Annotated in this window: 16 protein-coding genes; 11 read left to right on the top strand and 5 right to left on the bottom strand. The window is 51.1% G+C overall.

The features are described 5' to 3' along the window. Entirely contained in the window at positions 1-3,111 is a 3,111-nt protein-coding gene (locus CDA54_RS02165; RefSeq protein ID WP_099033368.1) for an efflux RND transporter permease subunit, read from the top strand. A gap of 114 nt (positions 3,112-3,225) precedes the next feature. Here the strand turns inward: CDA54_RS02165 and CDA54_RS02160 are convergent, their stop codons facing one another. The 3 genes from CDA54_RS02160 to CDA54_RS02150 are packed head-to-tail and all read right to left on the bottom strand — an operon-like array spanning position 3,226 to position 4,760. Further along, the gene (locus tag CDA54_RS02160) at positions 3,226-3,447 is read right to left on the bottom strand and encodes a DUF2798 domain-containing protein (protein ID WP_099033367.1); all 222 of its coding nucleotides are present in this window, start codon (positions 3,445-3,447) and stop codon (positions 3,226-3,228) included. Next, positions 3,440-4,120: a DNA mismatch repair endonuclease MutH gene (gene mutH, locus CDA54_RS02155; RefSeq protein WP_099033366.1), complete on the bottom strand. Its 681-nt coding sequence runs from the start codon at positions 4,118-4,120 to the stop codon at positions 3,440-3,442. The genes CDA54_RS02160 and mutH overlap by 8 nt, the downstream gene beginning before the upstream one ends. Before the next feature lies 1 nt (position 4,121). Continuing rightward, positions 4,122-4,760, bottom strand: a complete 639-nt coding sequence (locus CDA54_RS02150; protein ID WP_099033365.1) for a lysoplasmalogenase — start codon at positions 4,758-4,760, stop codon at positions 4,122-4,124. Positions 4,761-4,897: 137 nt separating this feature from the next. Between CDA54_RS02150 and rppH the strand changes: the two genes are divergently transcribed. The 10 genes from rppH (at position 4,898) to CDA54_RS02100 (ending at position 15,493) form a co-directional block, all read left to right on the top strand. Then, positions 4,898-5,419, top strand: a complete 522-nt coding sequence (gene rppH / locus CDA54_RS02145; RefSeq protein ID WP_099033364.1) for an RNA pyrophosphohydrolase — start codon at positions 4,898-4,900, stop codon at positions 5,417-5,419. An 11-nt stretch (positions 5,420-5,430) separates the two neighbouring features. Continuing rightward, on the top strand, positions 5,431-7,710 hold the full coding sequence (gene ptsP, locus CDA54_RS02140) for a phosphoenolpyruvate--protein phosphotransferase (protein ID WP_099033363.1): 2,280 nt from the start codon (positions 5,431-5,433) through the stop codon (positions 7,708-7,710). A 39-nt stretch (positions 7,711-7,749) separates the two neighbouring features. Beyond that, a complete protein-coding gene (locus tag CDA54_RS02135; protein ID WP_099033362.1) occupies positions 7,750-8,550 on the top strand; it encodes a sulfite exporter TauE/SafE family protein in 801 nt (266 codons plus the stop codon). 81 nt (positions 8,551-8,631) lie between these two features. Beyond that, positions 8,632-9,441: a prolipoprotein diacylglyceryl transferase gene (gene lgt, locus CDA54_RS02130; RefSeq protein ID WP_099033361.1), complete on the top strand. Its 810-nt coding sequence runs from the start codon at positions 8,632-8,634 to the stop codon at positions 9,439-9,441. A 2-nt stretch (positions 9,442-9,443) separates the two neighbouring features. Continuing rightward, on the top strand, positions 9,444-10,277 hold the full coding sequence (locus tag CDA54_RS02125; protein ID WP_099033360.1) for a thymidylate synthase: 834 nt from the start codon (positions 9,444-9,446) through the stop codon (positions 10,275-10,277). A 2-nt stretch (positions 10,278-10,279) separates the two neighbouring features. Beyond that, positions 10,280-11,296 (top strand): response regulator, encoded by a 1,017-nt coding sequence (locus tag CDA54_RS02120; protein ID WP_099033359.1) that lies wholly within the window; start codon positions 10,280-10,282, stop codon positions 11,294-11,296. Continuing rightward, complete coding sequence (locus CDA54_RS02115; RefSeq protein ID WP_099033358.1) at positions 11,289-12,254, top strand: GGDEF domain-containing protein; 966 nt, start codon at positions 11,289-11,291, stop codon at positions 12,252-12,254. The genes CDA54_RS02120 and CDA54_RS02115 overlap by 8 nt, the downstream gene beginning before the upstream one ends. Before the next feature lie 90 nt (positions 12,255-12,344). Beyond that, positions 12,345-13,421, top strand: a complete 1,077-nt coding sequence (gene dinB / locus CDA54_RS02110) for a DNA polymerase IV (protein ID WP_099033357.1) — start codon at positions 12,345-12,347, stop codon at positions 13,419-13,421. 90 nt (positions 13,422-13,511) lie between these two features. Beyond that, positions 13,512-15,065 (top strand): M17 family metallopeptidase, encoded by a 1,554-nt coding sequence (locus CDA54_RS02105; RefSeq protein ID WP_099033356.1) that lies wholly within the window; start codon positions 13,512-13,514, stop codon positions 15,063-15,065. A 212-nt stretch (positions 15,066-15,277) separates the two neighbouring features. Next, a complete protein-coding gene (locus CDA54_RS02100; RefSeq protein WP_099033355.1) occupies positions 15,278-15,493 on the top strand; it encodes a DUF1653 domain-containing protein in 216 nt (71 codons plus the stop codon). On the opposite strand, the gene CDA54_RS02095 is transcribed toward CDA54_RS02100, so the two are convergent. Both CDA54_RS02095 and CDA54_RS02090 read right to left on the bottom strand, forming a co-directional pair. After that, positions 15,490-16,473, bottom strand: coding sequence for a class I SAM-dependent methyltransferase (locus tag CDA54_RS02095; protein WP_180237087.1), 984 nt, complete (start codon positions 16,471-16,473; stop codon positions 15,490-15,492). The genes CDA54_RS02100 and CDA54_RS02095 overlap by 4 nt on opposite strands. 141 nt (positions 16,474-16,614) lie before the next feature. Beyond that, positions 16,615-19,497 carry a TonB-dependent receptor plug domain-containing protein gene (locus tag CDA54_RS02090; protein ID WP_099033353.1) on the bottom strand — a complete coding sequence of 961 codons (2,883 nt, stop codon included), beginning with the start codon at positions 19,495-19,497 and terminating at the stop codon, positions 16,615-16,617. Positions 19,498-19,509: the final 12 nt, after the last annotated feature.

Raw genomic sequence — 19,509 nt, 5'->3', positions numbered from 1 at the left:
ATGCTGTTATCGGATTTGTCTGTAAAGCGACCGGTTTTTGCTTCTGTGGTAAACCTGCTACTGATTGTGTTTGGCATTGTTGCTATCAGCAAATTGTCGCTCCGGGAATACCCGGATGTGGAAACGCCCATCGTCTCGATTAGTACGAATTACCCCGGTGCTTCTGCGTCAATTATTGAAACACGAATTACTCAGTTGCTCGAAGACCGCATCAGCGGCATTGAAGGCATAAAGAATATTAACTCCAGTAGTCGTAATGGCCGCTCCTCCATCAGTATCGAATTTCATTTGTACCGGGATATTGATGCGGCAGCTAATGACGTACGAGAGCGAGTCAGCCGGGCGTTGAATAACCTCCCCGCTCAGGCCGAACCCCCGGAGGTGTATAAATCCGATTCCGATGAAGATGTAGTGGTCTGGTATAACCTGCGTAGCGATAATATGTCGGTGATGGAACTGACCGACTACGCGGATCGCTATGTGGTCGACCGGCTGGCGGTAGCCGACGGCGTGGCCAGAGTCAGAATTGGTGGTGGTCGTACTTATGCTATGAAAGTCTGGCTGGATCGCAATGCCATGGCCGCCCGGAATGTGACCGTAGAGGATATCGAGCAGGTGATTCGTTCTGAGAACGTTGAGCTTCCTGCCGGAGAGATAGAGTCTACTGATCGCGATTTCGAAGTCAGGGTAGCGCGTTCATTTCTCGACCCGGATGATTTTTCACGGCTGACGATTAAGGCCGGTGAGGATGGCTATCTGGTTCGTCTCGGCGAAGTGGCTCAGGTGGAGCTGGCTGCTGAAGACGACAAAACGGAATTTCGCGGCAATGGTGTGAATATGATTGGCCTGGGCATCGTTAAGCAGTCGAAGGCCAATACGCTGGAGGTGGCACGCGCCGCCCGAAAAGCGGTCGAAGAGATAGAGCGTAACCTGCCGGGTAATATTTTTATTGTACCCAGTTATGACTCTTCTGTGTTTATCGAAGAATCCATTGACGAAGTTTACAACACCCTCGGCATCGCGATGGTGATGGTTGTGGTGGTCATTTACCTGTTTCTTGGCAATGTTAAGGCCACACTGATCCCGGCGGTCACGGTTCCGGTGGCGCTGGTGTCGGCGTTTATGGTTCTGTATATGCTGGACTTTTCCATGAACCTGCTGACCTTGCTTGCGCTGGTTCTGGCAATAGGTCTGGTGGTAGATGACACCATCGTGGTGCTGGAAAATATATATCGGCGTATTGAGATGGGAGAGCCGCCGTTACTGGCTGCTTATCGCGGGGCCCGGGAGGTAGGTTTTGCGGTCATTGCCACGACGCTGGTGCTGATTGCTGTATTCCTGCCGTTGATTTTCCTGGAAGGCAATATCGGCCGGTTGTTTACCGAGTTTGCCATCGCCATTGCGGCGGCGGTGGCCTTTTCCAGCTTTACCGCACTGACCCTGTCCCCCATGCTCTGTTCGCGGATTCTTGAGAAGCGGGAACGCAGCAGTCGCTTCGGGCGCGCTATGGATAAAGGCTTTTCCAAACTGGAAGATCGTTATTACAGCTCGCTGGATAAAAACCTGCATCAGCCCTGGGTAACAGCATTGTTAATCATTGTCAGTGTTGTGGCTTTATATGGTTTGTCTAAAGAAGTGCCCACTGAGTTTGTTCCTAAAGAAGACAGAGGAAACTTCTTTATTATTATGCAGTCCGCCGAGGGTGCCAGCTTTGAGAGCAACAGCCGCAATCTGAAAAAAATTGAAGATATCCTGCTGCCCTATATCGACAAGGACGAAGTTAACCGGGTGTTGGTCAGAACACCGGGCTGGGGCGGCAGTGCCGGTATTGCTATCGTGGGTGCGGTGCCCTGGGATGAGCGTGAACGCAGCACCTTTGAATTAATGGATGAAATCAGTGCCAAACTGACGACCATTCCCGATGTGCGGGCCTTTGCGGTAATGCGCAGCAGCCTTGGTGGTGGTGGGCTTGGTCGTCCTGTGCAGTTTGTACTTAAAGGTAATACCTATGAGGAGCTTGTCAACGCGCGTGATACGTTGATGAGCAAAGCTGCAGATAACCCCGGTCTGGTGCGTCTTGACAGTGATTACAAAGAAACCTGGCCACAGGTGCTGGTAAACATCAATAAAGACCGCGCGGCAGATCTGGGTGTGTCTATTGGTGATATCGGCCGCACACTGGAGACGATGCTGGGACAGCGGCGGGTGTCCACCTATCTTGATCGCGGTCAGGAATATTATGTGATTATGGAGGGGCGCAAAGCCGACTATCGCAGCCCGCAGAGCATTGATAATCTGTATGTGCGCTCTCAGCGTTCGGGGGAGTTGATTCCGCTGGACAACCTGCTCAGTTTTGAGGAGCAGGCCACTTCTTCGACACTCAATCGTTATAACAGAATGCGCGCCATTACCATCAGTGCCAATCTGGCAGAGGGATATACGCTGGGTGAAGCACTGGACTATCTGAATAAGATTGTCAACGAAGACATCTCCGATACCATTGCTGTCGACTACAAAGGCGAATCACAGTTATTGCAGGAGTCCGGGAACTCCGTGCTGTTTATCTTTGCCATGGCTCTGGCAGTTACGTATCTGGTGTTGGCAGCCCAGTTTGAAAGCTGGGTGCATCCTCTGGTGATTATGCTGACCGTACCTTTGGCCTTGTTGGGTGCCTTTATCGGGCTGTATCTCAGTGGCCAGTCGATCAATATTTACAGTCAGATTGGTATGATCATGCTGATCGGTCTGGCCGCCAAAAACGGCATATTGATCGTGGAGTTTGCCAATCAGTTACGTGATGTGGGAATGGAGTTTGAGGAGGCCCTGAAGCGGGCCGCCAAACAACGCTTGCGTCCTATTGTGATGACGGGCTTTACCACGGTATTCAGTTCTCTGCCTCTGGTACTTGCCACCGGACCGGGTTCGGAAAGCCGGATGGTCATCGGAATGGTAATCTTTGCCGGGGTTATCGTGGCAACGTTTATGACCTTGTTTGTGGTGCCCACCGCCTACTACTGGCTGGCCAGGCATACCGGTTCACCAATGCAGATGACCCACAAGCTGGAAAAAATGGACGAAGAGCTGCCCTACCGTAAGGGCGAAATGGAGTAGTGGTTCAAGTTGTCAGTTCGCAGATATCAGTTTTCAGTCTCTGTTGAAATGAGACATCATCACTAAGTGTTAAGCTCGATACTTGTCTGAATGCTGGTAACTGACAACTGACGACTATTTGACCAGCCACTCTACGATGCGGCGGCTGAACGGTGCGAACAGCATCACCAGGGGGAACGCGCACAGGTGTGCCAACACGTAGGCTCTTAGCCACAGCCAGATAAAATTATCCACCAGGCCAAGGTTAATCAACGTTAAGATTCCGGACATGCAGAACGCCATAAATCCACTCATGATAAAAGCAAACAACCAACCACTGTGCTTGGGTTTAAACATCATTAAATACCTTATCGAGAATCTGTTGGGTAAAGTGCTTTTTCAGATAAAAGCCTCGCGGGCGGGTGCGAATTCTCTGACCCTGCTCGCCAATAGCGTCGGTCAGCGCGTTGCCATCGGCTGCTTTGGGCCGTAACTGCAATACTTCGCCATGGCGGGCCGTGACTGATTCTATTTTGCCCAGCGCTATTTTCTCCATAATTTCCTCCCAGTCCTGTCGCAGGGCGGCTTCCTCATCCTGATCTGGCTGCCAGATAAAGGCATTGCCAACCCGGCGCTGTGCCGGCGGAATATGACGGCTGGCCAGAATGGGCAACCAGCAGACACAATGCAATTTGTTGCGCACATTAGAGCTTTCCCAGTCCATGCCTGCAATATTAAGCAGCGGGGCATAACAGACATAAGTGGTTTCCAGTGGCATACCTTGTTCATCAACAGGCAGAGATTTGAGTTCTACCCCTAAATGGGGAAAGTCCTGCTGTGGCTTTGAACCGGCTTCGGCACCCAGCCAGGTCTCCAGTAATTGTCCGCTCCAGCCTTTATGGCGCTGCAGATTTTCAGGTGTGGCATAGCCAGCCAGTTCAGCCAGCTCGCCCAGCGAAAGTCCGGCCAGGTTTCTGGCCCGTTCAAGCAATTCGTCAATGCTTGTTGGAGGATGCTGCGGGAGGTGCACGTTAAACGTTACTCTTTGTTGTGATGGTCAGTGCGCCGTTTACCAGACAATACTGGGCCAGATAATAGCTGAGCATTACTGCAAACTCGCTCCAGGCAAGCGGCTGAATAAAGTGATCCCAGGCCAGCAGAGCATCTGAGATGATAAAGCATGCGGCCCCCACTATCAGCCAGGGGGCACTTTTACTGGCAACGATGGCCGTTGTTGCCATAGCCGTTAACGCCAGCATATAGATTAAAACAGGCCAGTACAGGGTGTTCAGTACAGGTTGCAGACGCCAGAATAATACCCCGGCGATAACCACAACCAAAGTTAATGGTGCGATTTTCCAGCGCTGCCAATGGCGAAAACGCCAGAAGTTAACGCTGTATATCAGTTGCGCGATTAAAAACGCCCCCAATCCAAAACTGAAACTGGCGGTCAAAGGTAATGCCAGCAGAATATCGCCGGTAGCTGAAAATGCCAGTGCTGTGAGCAGCAGGTATTTGTTGCTCTGAGCATTTCTCATTACCAACAGCATCAGCCACATTACGGGAATGGCTTTGAACAGAAAATCAAGAGGATAGGCCCGTAAATGCAGGGTGAAAAGATAGAACAGGGCGCTGCCGACGAAGATCAGATTCCAGTGTCTGCTTTTCATTAACCAGCTCCATATAAGGGCATTAAAGGGCCATAGAGGTTCAGCCACAGCGTAAATATTGGCTGAATTAGCTTTGAAAGAGGCCTAGTTTATGGAAGAATGAAGAACTATAAAAGAACTAATGCCCGGGAGTCTAAGTGATTGATGCCGAAGGATTCCGCGCGAATGTCGGCATAGTGATTTGCAACAGGATAGGGCAAGTATTTTGGGCAAGACGCTATGGCCAGCATTCATGGCAGTTTCCACAAGGCGGAATTGATCAAGGTGAAACTGCAGAGCAGGCAATGTATCGGGAGCTACACGAGGAAGTGGGGCTGAAGCCACAGGATGTGGAAATACTAGGGGTAACGAAAAACTGGGTCAGATACAAATTGCCGAAAAGGCTGATACGACAGGGGACCGACCCTGTGTGTATCGGGCAGAAACAAAAATGGTTTCTGCTCAGGCTTACCTGTAAAGAGGAAGATGTTAATGTTTTGCACTCGGGCCACCCGGAATTCGACGGCTGGCGCTGGGTAAGTTACTGGTATCCTGTACGTAACGTAGTGTCTTTCAAACGTGATGTTTATCGTCGTGTAATGAAGGAATTTGTGTCCATTACTATGCCAGTTCAGACCAGGCCTGCCGGGCAGCGCAATAAACGCCGACGCAGGAATTAGGGCACCAGTTCATGCTAACCCAACTCAAGCGCATCGTTCAGGAAGTTAATCAGATCCCGGATCTTGATGACGCCCTTACCTGCCTGGCGAGCCGGGTTAAAAGTGCAATGACGGTGGATTGCTGTTCTATCTATCTGGCTAACTATGAGCATCAGCATTTTGAGTTAATGGCTACCGAAGGCCTCTCCAAGGATGCTATCGGTAAGGTCTCTATCGGATTCTCTGAAGGGTTGATCGGTCTGATCGGTCAGCGTGAAGAGCCGATCAATATCGAAGATGCTCAGTCTCACCCGCGGTTTAAGCACTACCCTGAGGTCAGGGAAGAAAACTATCATGCGTTTATGGGCACACCCATTATTCACCAGCGTAAAGTGCTGGGGGTGATGACCATTCAGCAGCATAAGAAACGCCGATTCAGTGAAGATGAAGAAGCTTTTCTGGTTACCCTGGCAGCGCAAATCGCTCTGGAAATAGCCCATGCAGAGGCGCGTGGGTCAATCAGCCTGACCGATGGTGCCGACAAATCCCGTTGGCAAAAATCCCTCAAAGGCGTGCCGGGCTCTGCGGGTCTGGCCATAGGCACTGGCCATGTGCCCAATATAAAACACAGTCTTCGTAGTCAGATGCAGCGTCGATCTGAGGACCCTGATAAACAGATTGAGCGCTATCGCCAGGCGGTTATCCGCACCCGCAAGGAAGTTAAAAAGTTGTCGGATCGCATGGCCGATGCCGTTCCTGAAGATGTATTGGCGATTTTCCAGCTGTATCACAACCTGCTTGATGCCAATAGCCTCGGTCACGAAGTCGAATCTAAAATCAAGAGTGGCTGGGATGCGGCATCGTCGCTGAAAATGGTGGTTGAGCATTACATCAATAAATTCCGCGGCATGGACGATCCGTATATGCAGGAACGGGCAGTTGATGTAGAGGACCTGGGTAACAGAGTGCTGGGCCATCTGCTGCGCACTCACAAGATGCAGGCGCCGGTGCCGGATCAGGCGATTCTGGTGGCCGAAGAAGTTACGGCCTCAATGTTGGCAGAATTTCCCCGTGACAAACTCCAGGCGATTATTTCAGTTCGTGGTTCAAATAACTCCCATGCAGCGATCCTCGCCCGTGCGATGGGTGTGCCAGCGGTCATGGGGCTCTCCGATGTGCCGGTATCCCTGCTCAGTGGTAAGGATATATTGCTCGATGGTTATTCCGGTGAAGTGATTGTTTCTCCCAGCCAGAGTATCCGCCAGGAGTTCCAGAGTCTGGTGGATGAGGAAAATGAGCTCTATGGTGCAGTGCGTGAAGAGTCCGATAAACCGGCAGAAACCCGCGATGGTTGCAGAATCGGACTCTACATTAATGCCGGGCTATCAGCTGAGCTGGAGTCAATTTACGGTGCGGCGGGTGACGGGGTAGGTCTGTATCGTACCGAAATTCCCTTTATGATGCGTGAACGCTTTCCGTCCGAGCATGAGCAGTATCAGATGTATCGTGCGATGCTGGAGGCCAGTCCCAACAAGAACATCACAATGCGCACGCTGGATGTGGGGGGCGACAAGCCGTTACCCTATTTCCCGGTAGTGGAGGAGAATCCGTTTCTTGGCTGGCGTGGGATCCGTATGACGCTGGATCACCCGGAGATTTTTCTGGTGCAGTTACGGGCGATGCTCAGAGCCAGTCTGGATCTGGATAACCTTAAAATCATGTTGCCGATGATTACCACTATCTATGAAGTCAGCGAAGCTAGGCGGCTGATCCGCCAGGCCTATTATGAAGTGGCTGAAGAAGCCCAGGCCGAAGGGCAGGCACTGAAAATGCCGGAGGTGGGGGTCATGCTCGAAGTGCCGGCGGTCATCTATCAGCTTCCACAACTGGCCGCCAAAGTGGACTTCTTTTCCATCGGCAGTAATGACCTGACGCAGTATTTGCTGGCTGTTGATCGCAATAATCCCAGGGTAGCGGATCTGTATGACAGCTACCACCCCGCCGTACTAAAGGCGCTGAAACAGATCATTGAAGCCTCTGTGGAGCTTAATAAGCCGGTTACACTGTGCGGAGAGATGGCGGGTGAGCCCGGAGGGGCGATTCTTTTGCTGGCGATGGGATATCGCAAGCTGAGTATGAGCGGTTTCAATCTGAGCAAAATTAAGTGGGTGATTCGTAAAGTTTCGCTGGAAGATGCCCGGATTCTGCTGGAAGAAGTGCTCGAAATGGAGCACCCGAGCCAGGTACGTGAACGTGTAAATCGCCACCTCGAAGCCCTTGGTCTGGGTGGTCTGGTCAGAGCAGGGAAATAGACCTGTTGTCGTTGGTTAACTAAACAAGAGAATATCGTCTTGGAACCTTTGTTGTTTCTGATTGTAAGCTGTGTGTTTCTGGGCCTTATCGCCGGCCTGATGGCGGGGCTGTTGGGTATTGGTGGCGGCCTGGTTATTGTGCCGGCGCTGATATATCTGTTGCAGATAAAAATGGGCATGAGTATCGATATCGTCATGCCAATGGCCGTGGCCACCTCTTTATCTACCATCATCTTTACCGGGAGTTCGTCTTCGCTGACCCATTGGCGGTTAGGTAATGTGGATATGCGTATTTTCGGCCTGTGTTCGGTTGGCATTGCGCTGGGAGCGGTAGCCGGCGCTCAGATAGCGGCGCTGATGCCCGCTGAGTTATTAAAAAATATTTTTGCTTCATTGATGATGATATTGGCATTGCGAATGGCATTCGGCAGAAATCGCACCTCTCAGTCTACCCTTAATCGCCCAAGGTTACTGGGCATCGGTGTGGTGACTGGCACTATTTCATCTTTGCTGGGAATTGGTGGTGGTGCTTTGCTGGTGCCCGCACTGGTATGGTTCAGGGTGTCGATGAAAGTCGCCATTGGCTGTGCGGCAGCTTGCGGTATGGTGGTTGCGATTTTTGGCACAGCCAGTTTTATACTGGCTGGCTGGAACAATCCTCAACTGCCTTCAGGCAGCCTGGGTTATGTGTTTATGCCTGCGATGCTGGCGATCGTCAGTGCGTCCATGCTCAGTGCCAATTGGGGAGCCCGGTTAAGCCACCGTCTGCCAACACTGACACTGAAGAAAATTTTCTCTGGCTTTCTTATTCTAGTAAGCTTGCGCATGTTTTTTAGCTGAGGCTTAGCGGAGCATCTCTGCCAGCGTTGCGGGGGAGTGTGTCTGACAAGGCTTTGGTATTTCGACTAATTGGAATAATCAATGACAGAATATTTGCAGTTCCCGGCGATTGACCCGGTTATCTTTACTATTGGACCGGTGTCAGTGCACTGGTATGGGGTCATGTATCTGATCGGCTTTCTGGCTGCATGGTGGTTAGCCAACAGGCGTCTGGATCGCACGCAGTGGAACAAGGAACAACTCAGTGATTTGATGTTTCTGGGTTTCTTAGGGGTTATTATTGGTGGCAGACTGGGCTATGTATTCTTCTACCAGTTTGAGCAGTTTCTCGAAGATCCAGTTTATCTTTTCAAGATCTGGACAGGGGGGATGTCCTTTCATGGGGGGCTGCTGGGGGTCATTGTTGGTTTGTGGTGGTTTGCCCGTAAACACAACTCTAATCTGTTAACGGTTGGCGATTTTATTGCGCCTCTGGTGCCTGTAGGGTTAGGGGCAGGACGCATCGGTAATTTTATCAACGCCGAATTGTGGGGGCGTACCACCGATGTGCCCTGGGCAGTGCTGTTTCCCGGAGCGGGCCCTTTACCTCGTCATCCCTCGCAACTTTATGAGTTTTTTCTCGAAGGAGTCGTATTGTTTGCGTTGCTGTGGTGGTTCTCTGCATCCCGTCGTCCACTGGGGGCGGTGTCCGGGTTGTTCCTGATTGGCTATGGCAGCTTCCGCTTTATTGTCGAGTTTTACCGCGAGCCCGATGCGCATATCGGTTTGTACAATGGCCTGATTTCTCAGGGCCAGCTATTGTCCTTACCGATGGTTCTGATAGGGTTGATCATCATGGTGCTGGCCTATCGTAACGGGCCATCTGAGCGCAGCCATAAATCCAAGAGTTAAGTATGCAGGAATATCTTAAATTAATGCGCCATGTGCTTGATCATGGTGTAAAAAAAGAGGATCGCACGGGAACCGGTACGCTCAGCGTGTTCGGGTATCAGATGCGTTTTGATCTGGCAAAAGGATTTCCACTGGTAACCACTAAAAAGTGTCACCTGCGTTCCATCATTCATGAATTGCTGTGGTTTTTGCAGGGTGAAACCAATATTGCTTATCTGCAGCAAAATAAGGTCAGAATCTGGGATGAATGGGCTACCGATGAAGGAGAGCTTGGTCCGGTCTATGGAAAGCAGTGGCGCAGCTGGCAGGGCATTGACGGCGAAGTCATCGATCAAATCGCTCAGGTAGTCGAACAGATTAAAAACAACCCGGATTCCCGACGCCTGATTGTCAGTGCCTGGAATCCCGCTGTATTGCCGGATACCCGGTATTCGCCAAAGGAAAATGCTGCCATGGGGCGTCAGGCGTTGCCACCTTGCCATACCTTATTTCAGTTCTATGTGCTGGATGGCAAACTTTCCTGTCAGCTGTATCAGCGAAGTGGTGATATTTTTCTCGGTGTACCTTTTAATATTGCCAGTTATGCGCTATTGACTCTGATGATGGCACAGGTTTGTGATCTTGAGCCGGGTGATTTTGTGCATACGTTTGGCGATGCCCACCTGTATGTAAATCATCTTGAGCAGGCACAAACCCAATTGCAACGTGAGCCCTTTGCATTACCGCAGATGAAGTTAAACCCACAGGTGAAGGATATTTTTTCATTTGATATTGATGATTTTACATTGCTGAATTACCAGGCACATCCCCATATCAAGGCGCCGGTGGCAATCTGATCATGACCACAAATGTGCTTATTTGTGACGATTCAGGTTTTGCCCGGAGGCAGATGGCGCGGTCTATTCCTAAGGGCTGGGATGTAAATATCAGCTTTGCAGAGCACGGTAAGCAGGCGCTGGAATCTATCGAAAAAGGTCTGGCGGATGTGATGTTTCTGGATCTGAACATGCCGGTGATGGATGGCTATCAGACTATGGAGCAGATCCGTGTCCGTGATATGCCCACTCTGGTTATTGTGGTCTCAGGTGATGTGCAGCCTCAGGCCCGCAAACGCATGCTGGCAATGGGGGCGCTGGATTTTATTGCTAAGCCTATAGACAGCGAGAAGTTGACTGAGTTGTTGGGGCAGTATGGGCTTTACAGTGGTAAAAGTGGCGGTGGTGAGTTACGTGAGTCAACTCAGGACGAGGAGATTGACCGCCTTGATGTGTACCGCGAAATGGCCAATGTGGCCATGGGGCAGGCCGGTGAGAAACTGGCTCAGTTGCTGGATGTGTTTATTAATCTGCCGATTCCCAATGTCAATCAGATTGAAACCAATGAACTGCGCATGGCTATCGCAGAAATTCAGCAAAAAGCCCATGTGTCAGCGGTTTCTCAGGGCTTCATCAGTACCGGAATATATGGCGAAGCGCTGGTGATTTTCAATGACACCGACTTTACTAATATGGTGGAGCTGCTTAAATACCCTTCCACAGAACACGTCGAACGTCTCGAAGTAGAAGCATTGATGGATGTTTCCAATATTCTGATTGGGGCTTGCGTTAATGCGCTGTCGCAGCAACTTGATTTGAATTTCAGCCGCAGTCACCCCATTATTCTGGGGCGCCACTGTGACCTGGAGCAGTTGCTGCAAAGCAATGTGTCACGCTGGAACAAGATAGTCGCAGTGGAGATCGGTTACTCCATTGAGCAGCACGACATCCATTTTGATCTATTGTTGCTGTTACCGCAGAGCTCCATGGATATCATGTTTGATAAGCTGGTCGCCCACAGTGAGGTGATCGATGGTTAGAGCAGCGGCAGAACAGGCAGAACTCGAAGCCATGCACTGGCAGTTAAACCTGCTGGGATCCATTGAAGTGGGGATTGTGGTGCTGGACAGAGAATACCGGGTGAAAACCTGGAATGAGTTTATGCACAATCACAGTGGAATATTACCAGCAACGATTCGTGGGCAGCGCATATTTGAATATTTTGAAGAAATCGACGAACAGTGGTTTATCGGCAAAACACGCCCGGTGTTTGAACTCAACAGTCCCGCCTTTGTGATCTGGGAACAACGTCCCTACCTGTTTAAGTTTGCCAGTCATCGGCCGGTGACCAGTGCCAGTGAACTTATGTATCAGAATATCACCCTGTTCCCGCTGATGGCTCCCAGTGGCAAAGTAGAGCATCTTTGCATCATGGTCTACGATGTGACCGATGAGGTGATCAGTAAACAGCAGTTGAATCAGGCGAACGATAAACTGCAACAAATGAGTCGGGTGGACGGGCTTACCGGGTTGTTTAACCGGCGTTTCTGGGAAGAATGTTGCAAACTGGAATTTACACGCTGTCAACGAAACCAGGGACAGGCCTCCTTGCTGATGCTGGATATCGATCATTTTAAATCTGTTAACGATACCCATGGTCACCCCGCAGGCGACGAGGTTATCAAAGCATTGGCCGCTATTATTAAGGCTTCCGTACGCGAGACCGATATTCCCGGTCGCTATGGCGGAGAGGAATTTTCTATTGTGCTGCCGGATACCGATGCACAATCAGCTACTCAGGTGGCCGAACGCATCAGGCGGGCCACTCAGGGCAAAACGATAAATCACGAAGGGGTGACATTACAGGTCACGGTAAGTCTGGGCATTGCTCAGTTAGAAGACCATCATGATGATCACATGCACTGGATCAGTGCTGCCGATCAGGCCTTGTATCAGGCTAAAGAATCAGGCCGCAATAAAGTCGTGATAAAAAGCTGAACTCCGGATTCTGGTGTTCTGGCTTGACTTTCCCGTTATTTACCGCAATATAACTGTATATTAATACAGCCCTTGGTTTCTCTGCCCATTATGACCAAGATCATTCATGTTGATATGGATTGTTTCTTTGCCGCCGTTGAGATGCGCGATAATCCGCAGTGGCGTGATATTCCGCTGGCTATCGGTGGCAGCGCCGAGCGACGCGGGGTGATCGCTACCTGCAATTACCCGGCGCGCAAATACGGTATCCATTCTGCCATGTCTACTGCGCAGGCACTCAAACGTTGCCCTCAGCTGATGTTGGTTAAAGGGCATATGCAGCGTTATGTTGAAGAGTCCCGTCGTATTCGTGAAATCTTCGCCCGGTACACTGAAGACATCGAGCCGCTGTCTCTGGATGAGGCCTACCTGGATGTTACCGATAGCGAATTGTTTCAGGGGAGCGCCACTCTGATTGCCGAAGACATTCGCCGGGCTATTTTTGCCGAGACCGGTCTGAGCGCCTCAGCCGGTGTAGCGCCCTGTAAGTTTGTGGCCAAAATTGCCAGTGACATCAATAAACCCAATGGCCTTTATACGGTTACGCCGGCACAACTGGATGGTTTTGTGCGCCAGCTGGAGCTTAAATTTATTCCTGGCGTGGGCCGGGTGACCTGGGAAAAGCTGCAAGCTATGGGGTTACACACCTGTGATGATATACGCCACTATCCTTTCGATAAACTGGTTAAACGCTTTGGTAAATTCGGTATTGCCCTTTGGCAGCGGGCTCATGGTCAGGATAATCGGCGGGTGAATTCTGAGCGTCAGCGCAAGTCAGTCGGGGCAGAGGTGACCCTGCCTGAAGATGTGCGCGACTTTGAGCAGTGTTGGCAGGTGGTTGATACCCTGTTCGAGAAGTTGCATAAGCGTCTGGCCGCTTGTCAGGCGGATCTTGCGATTCAGAGTCAGGGCGTAAAACTCAAATTTGCCGATTTTGTACAAACTACCGTAGAACATCGCCAGAGTCGTTTAGACAAGGCGGCTTTTGCGCCCTTGTTACATCAGGCGCTGAGTCGTCAGCAGGGCAGGGGAATCCGACTGGTGGGTTTAAGTGTTACCCTGCCAACAGAAGCTGACAGTCAGCAGTTGTGTCTCGAGTTGCCATCCCTTGAGTGCCACACTACTTAGAGGCAGAATAGGGTCATCTGCCATCAGGATGGTAAAACAAGCTGCTGATATTTCATCCGTTTTTATGCAGCACTGACAGCGAGGCTCTCTATGACATTTCCCCAGGCAAAAAACGAATCCAATATCGATAAAGCCATTTCCAGTGGCAGTGACTGGGACGCGGTGATTCTTATTGCGCAGGACCATCAGCATTTGAACAATCTGACACTGAAAGAAACCATTGCCTCTCATCAGCGCATTGATGCGAGAGTAGGTAAAGAGTGTATGTTGCTGATTGCCAGTGGTATCGCCGGTGGCAGGCTGGTGTATGCGCCTACCGGCCCCCTTGACCGTGGCTTTGACGACGTGCGCCGGGTCAGTGATGCAGCCAAAAAAGCCATTGTCATGGCCCGTGACGCCGGCAGTCGTAATCCACTGTTGGTGGTCTGCGGTGTTCCGGAAGACCAGGGGTATACCCACGCCCTGGAAGTGGCCTATTTCGGTGCCTGTCAGGCTCTCTGGCAGCCATTGGAAGCACGTGAAGCCCTCAACGAAGAAGACATCGAACCGGTAAAAAGTATTGGTTTGTATGCAAAAGGGAAACTGGATATGGATGCCCTGGAGGCGGTAGAAAGTGGTCGCCGTCTGGCCCGGGATTTGTGTGGTACCGAGCCAGAGCGGATGTCTCCACCACGCTTTGCAGAATATTGTGAACAGGCCTTCGAAGGCAGTTCAGTGAAAGTTGAAGTCGTCAGTGACGATGCAACCTTGCGTAAAGACTATCCGCTGCTATATGCGGTGGGCCGCTGTTCGGTACATACGCCCCGCCATCAGCCGAGGGTTATCCGGCTGGAGTATACGGGAGAAGGCGAAATACTGCAGAACCTGTTTTTTGCCGGTAAAGGCATTACCTATGATACCGGTGGTGCAGATTTGAAAACCGGCGGTCATATGGCGGGTATGAGCCGTGACAAAGGTGGCGCTGCCGCTGTTGCGGGTTTTGTGCAGTGTCTGGCCCGTTGTCAGCCTAAAGGCATCAGGGTTGTGGCCGAGATTGGTGCGGTGCGAAACAGCATTGGCTCGGACGCTTTTGTTGCCGACGAGATTATCACCAGCCATGCCGGTGTGCGTGTACGTATTGGCAATACGGATGCCGAAGGGCGGCTGGTGCTTGCAGACTTGCTCTCTCATCTGCGCGAGCAGGCCAAAGAGGCTATTGACCCCACGCTGTTCTCTGTTGCCACACTGACCGGCCATGCCGCGATGGCTTACGGTCCTTACACAGCCTATGTGGAAAATGGCGCAGCCCGGGAACATCACTGTGGCGATAAACTTGCCAATATTGGCGATATCTGGGGCGATCCGGGGGAGGTTTCCCGCTCTCGCAAGGAAGATTTTGATTTTGTCAGACCCCGTACAAAAGCCGATGATGTGCTCTCTTCCAACAATGGTCCCTCGTCCACGACGGCCCGGGGGCATCAGTTTCCAATGGCTTTTTTGAGCATTGCCTCAGGGCTGATTAATCACGACAGTAACGCCGATAAACCACTGCCTTACGTTCATATGGACATTGCCGGCAGCGGTGTCGATGCGGGTGACTGGCAGCATGACACCCCAACAGGTGCGCCTGTAGTGGCCCTTGCAGCCCGCTATATGGGCTTGTAGACGAAGATTGATTGGTCATTAGCGTCTTACCATGAATCCGGAGACAGTAGCATGTCGTTAACGTGTGTGTCCTGCCATGCCTTTACTGACATGGCCCTGACTCAACGAATGTCAGTGAGTGCTGCAAATAGTTTTGCACTCATTATCAGTTCCCGCTGAGCAGCTAACAAAATTTTGATTAAACTATCTGCTATCCGCCAGGAGTATTTGGTTTGACCGTTAAACCCGGCCGTTACCGGCATTACAAAGGCAATGATTATAAGGTGTTGGGCGTAGCCCGCCACAGTGAAGACGAAACGGAATTTGTGGTATACTGTCCCTTATATGGTGAGGGGGCGCTGTGGATACGCCCACTGAGCATGTTTAGTGAACTGGTTGAAGTAGAAGGTGCATGGGTGCCACGATTTGCTCTGGTGGAAGCGGACTAAGCCTTTGCTATCAGTTTCCAGCCTAATATGCCCTGATGGCTGGCAATTTCTTCACAGTGTTCAATGCTAAGCCCCTCAGCGGTTAACTGTTGACACTCAAAAGCCATGGCCTCTTTATCACAGGCTGCATCAAGCATAGATTGCATACGCTGAAGATGACTGCTGAAGTCGTCTTCCATGTTATTCAGCCAGTTAGCAATATCTTTGGCCTCAAAGACCTGGAGCCGGTTAAACATATCGCCGAGATCGCGATAAAATTGCAGTATTATGCCATCCGCTACACTCGGCCCCTGCTGTTTCAACAGGGCAGTGATCTGTTTGACGGCAACTGACATATCGCTGTCGGCGCGCACAAAGGTTTCCTGACCCGTATTTCCATTCAACACCTCAAAGCCTGCAGTGAAAGCGCGCCTGGCTAATGGAAAAATATCCGTTTGCATTACCCGCTCCAGAGCCTTAACACTGCATTTGGAGTGCTGATAAATCAGTCCGTTAGCATGGTGGATAATGGCCGCCAACCTGCCGCCGGGCTTGACTATTTTCGCTGCATTTAACAGTGCCTTTCGACCCGCGTATTCAATGCCAAACTGACTGAATACCAGATCTGCTGAGTTATTTTTAAGGGGCAGTGCGGCTGCATCGGCTACGATACCGCCTTCAAGACCGGGCTTTTCCAGTGTGTTTTTAACGGCGGCCAGAGAATAATCCAGACAATAATGCCTGACTTCAATCTCAGCATTTTGATTGGGTGGCTGGCAGATGCTGGATTTTTCCAGGCATTGGTGTGCAATTTCACTTACTGCGCCTTTTCCACAGGCCAGCTCCAGAATAACAGTCCGTGATTGCTGCTCAAACTGACAGGTAAAAAACTGACGCCAGAATTGCTCAATCTCGCGGTGCTCAGCTTCCTTGTTGTGGAACCCGACTTTAATAGCTTTTTGCCAGTAGGCATCCCATGCACCGGCGTTGCTTCCTGACATAACATCTGCTGCTTGCGTGGTAATAATAAAGTCACCATATAAAACGCCGGTGTATAGGTCAAGGCGCTGGAATGCCATATGAAAGCTCAGTTCTGCTTACAGAACAGGCCACCATGAGTGGCCTGCTGAGTTGTTGCAGGATTAGTACGTCAGCGTGACACCGGCAAAGACATAGCGGCCCAACGCATCATAGAATCCGGGGAAGGTATTGCCATTTCCCGAACCTGTTGGCGCATTGGGTAGCAATGGTGGCTCTTTGTCGAGCACGTTATTGATACCCAGGCGCAACGATACATTTTCATGGGCCTGCCAGGTGGCAGCCAGATCCAGATAATTCTGGCTACTGAATGTAGTGGGGCCGTCAGGCACATTTACACCCACATATTCATTGGCTTCGCCAAGATAGCGCCAGGTCGCTGTCAGGCTGGCATCCCAGGGGGTCGTCCAGGTAGCGCGCAGATTGTGGCGCCACTCTGGAGAAGGCTGCAGGCAGGATGTCCGATCCCAGTAGCCCGCACATTCGATCACTGGATCACCGGGAACCGGCTCATTATCCAGCTTCTCCAGCCAGGTTCCGACAAGGCTCAGCTTGAGGGTGCCCATATCATCCAGACTGACATCATAAGTGGCTTCGAGATCGATACCACTGGTCGCCAGGAAACCGATATTAATATCGGTGGCGGTCACACTGGCCTGACCTACCCACAGGTTGCCATTGGGGCCGCGGTTAACCAGATTACAGAACGTTGGATCCCCGCTGGCACCGCACTTCTGAATAATGGTGGTTTGTGGAATATTGGTAATGGCTTTGTCCACCTCAATATCGAAATAGTCGATGTTCATATTAAAACCCGGCAGGGCACTGGGCGAGAGCGCAAAACCAAAGGAGAAAGTATCTGACACCTCCGGATCCAGGCTGGGATTACCTCCGGTAATAGTATTGTACTGCCCTGCCGGGCTGGTCAGCCCGGTAGCCTTATATTGCGAAGGATCCAGACCGGTGCGCACACAGTCCTCCAGTGACATAGTGCCCGTCGCGCCACAAGGATCGTCGTTCATATTAAACAGACCCAGTGTCTGAGGTCTGAACAGATCCCTCACATTACCTGCGCGTACAGCGCGCTGGAAGCTGCCTCTGAATCGAAGATCTTCATTAACCGCCCAGTCCATTGCAACCTTGTAGGTATTCGTCGTTTTATCAGTTGAATAATCGGAGTAACGATAGGCCAGCTCCAGAGTGAGCTCGTCGGCAAAAGAGCGTGCTTCGAGTAACGGTATATCCAGTTCACCGAAGAATTCTTTGACATTAAACCCTCCATTCACCGACCCGGTCGGGCCGCCCTGACCGGCACCATCACCCGAAGTAAACCCCTGGTCCGGTGCAAATACCAGCGCTTCGCGGCGGTATTCCAAACCTGCTACTACGCCAATGCCCGTCGAGGTACCCGGAACCATAACACCGGCCTCGGTCAGATCACCGGTGACATAACCACTCACTTGTGTGGTGGTGGTATCACCACGGGAGTATAGCGGCAGCACCAGATAATTTAACTGAGCCTGGGTGACGCCGTCTTCCTGAAACACATTCCAGGGCACACAGTTAGGATCGCTACCGTCCAGAACGGATTGACAAACCGGATTACCCTCGTTGTCTGCAACTACATTAAGTGCCCGGATAATCCGTGTAGTAGATAGGTCATTCTGATAGGTCTGTACCATGCTGACGTTGGAGAAGTTAGCAAACACATCATAGGACCAGTTATCGTCGATAATGCCTCTGACACCCAACACACCGCGGTGAGAAGTATGGCGCAAATCATTCCGGCGGGGAGCACCCTCTACACTGCGTCGACCAATATAGACCCCTTGCAGTGTATCGTCACGGTTCAGGCCCTGAGAGGCACAGATGGTTTCAAACTGCTGGTCCGACATCAGAGGGTTGCCACAGAATAGGGTACTGGTTACAAAGAAGGCACCGGAGGGTGCAATCTGTGCCACGCTGCGATCATCCATAAAGCTCAGTTCTGCATATACATCAGCATATTCATTGATTTCATAGTTGCCGATGGCACCAAAGGTTTTACGTTCATCAGGGCGTTGATAGTAATTGAGCGGGCCATAGTTGTAGAGGTTTGTGAAGGGCACAAATTCATGGCCGCTGACTTCATAGGCATATTGATCAAAATCTGTAAACTGACCGGCCGGTGTAGTTCCCGAGCCACCACAGATAAACTCATTGTTGGCATCATAAAACAGTGCACAGGCGCTGAAATCACGTCCTGACTGGCGTAATGCCTTAATGTCTCTGAATGTACCGTAGAGGGTTACATTGCCCGCACCGTCTGCAGTATTGGCGCCCAGCATAAAGGAGAAGTCATTGGAGTGGCCGTCGCGTACATTGCTGTTCGGCAACTCAAAATTCAGCGCTTCAACCTTTTCCTGGATAGCGCTGTTGTCATTTTTGTGCTGATAGAAACTGTGTTGGTAGTCGAAACTAAAACCCTCAAAGTCATCTTTAAGGATAAAGTTAACCACTCCGGCAACGGCATCAGAACCGTAAGTTGCAGAAGCACCTCCGGTCAGTACTTCGATACGCTCGATCAATGATGCCGGGATCTGATTAACATCCGGTGCAATACCGCCGGCGATGGGCGAGCCAGCAGGCAACCGGCGGCCATTCACCAATACCAGTGTACGGGTGGTGCCGAGGTTTCTGAGGTTCAACGTGGCGGTACCGGTTGCACCATTAGCAGCCATACCTGTTTGCGCAGCAAACAAGGCGGGCATGTCGTTGAGGATATCTTCTACCCGGGTTAATCCGGTAATCGCAATATCTGCTGCACTGATTTCCGTGACGGGGCTGGCGCTGACCATATTCACCCGTTGAATACGCGAGCCAGTGACCGAGATTTTCTCAACTTCTTCTGTTTGATCCTGAGCCTGCGCACTGGATACTGGCATCAGCAGGGTGCTGCCAAACAATCCCATCTGCACCGCTAAGGCGATTCTTGTGCCGTTAGTCATGTGTTTCTCCCG

It is taken from the genome of Lacimicrobium alkaliphilum, from assembly GCF_002591895.1.
Lineage (GTDB): Bacteria > Pseudomonadota > Gammaproteobacteria > Enterobacterales > Alteromonadaceae > Lacimicrobium > Lacimicrobium alkaliphilum.
The sequence above is the reverse complement of the archived record's forward strand: the minus strand, read 5'-3'. Positions and strand labels throughout refer to the sequence as shown.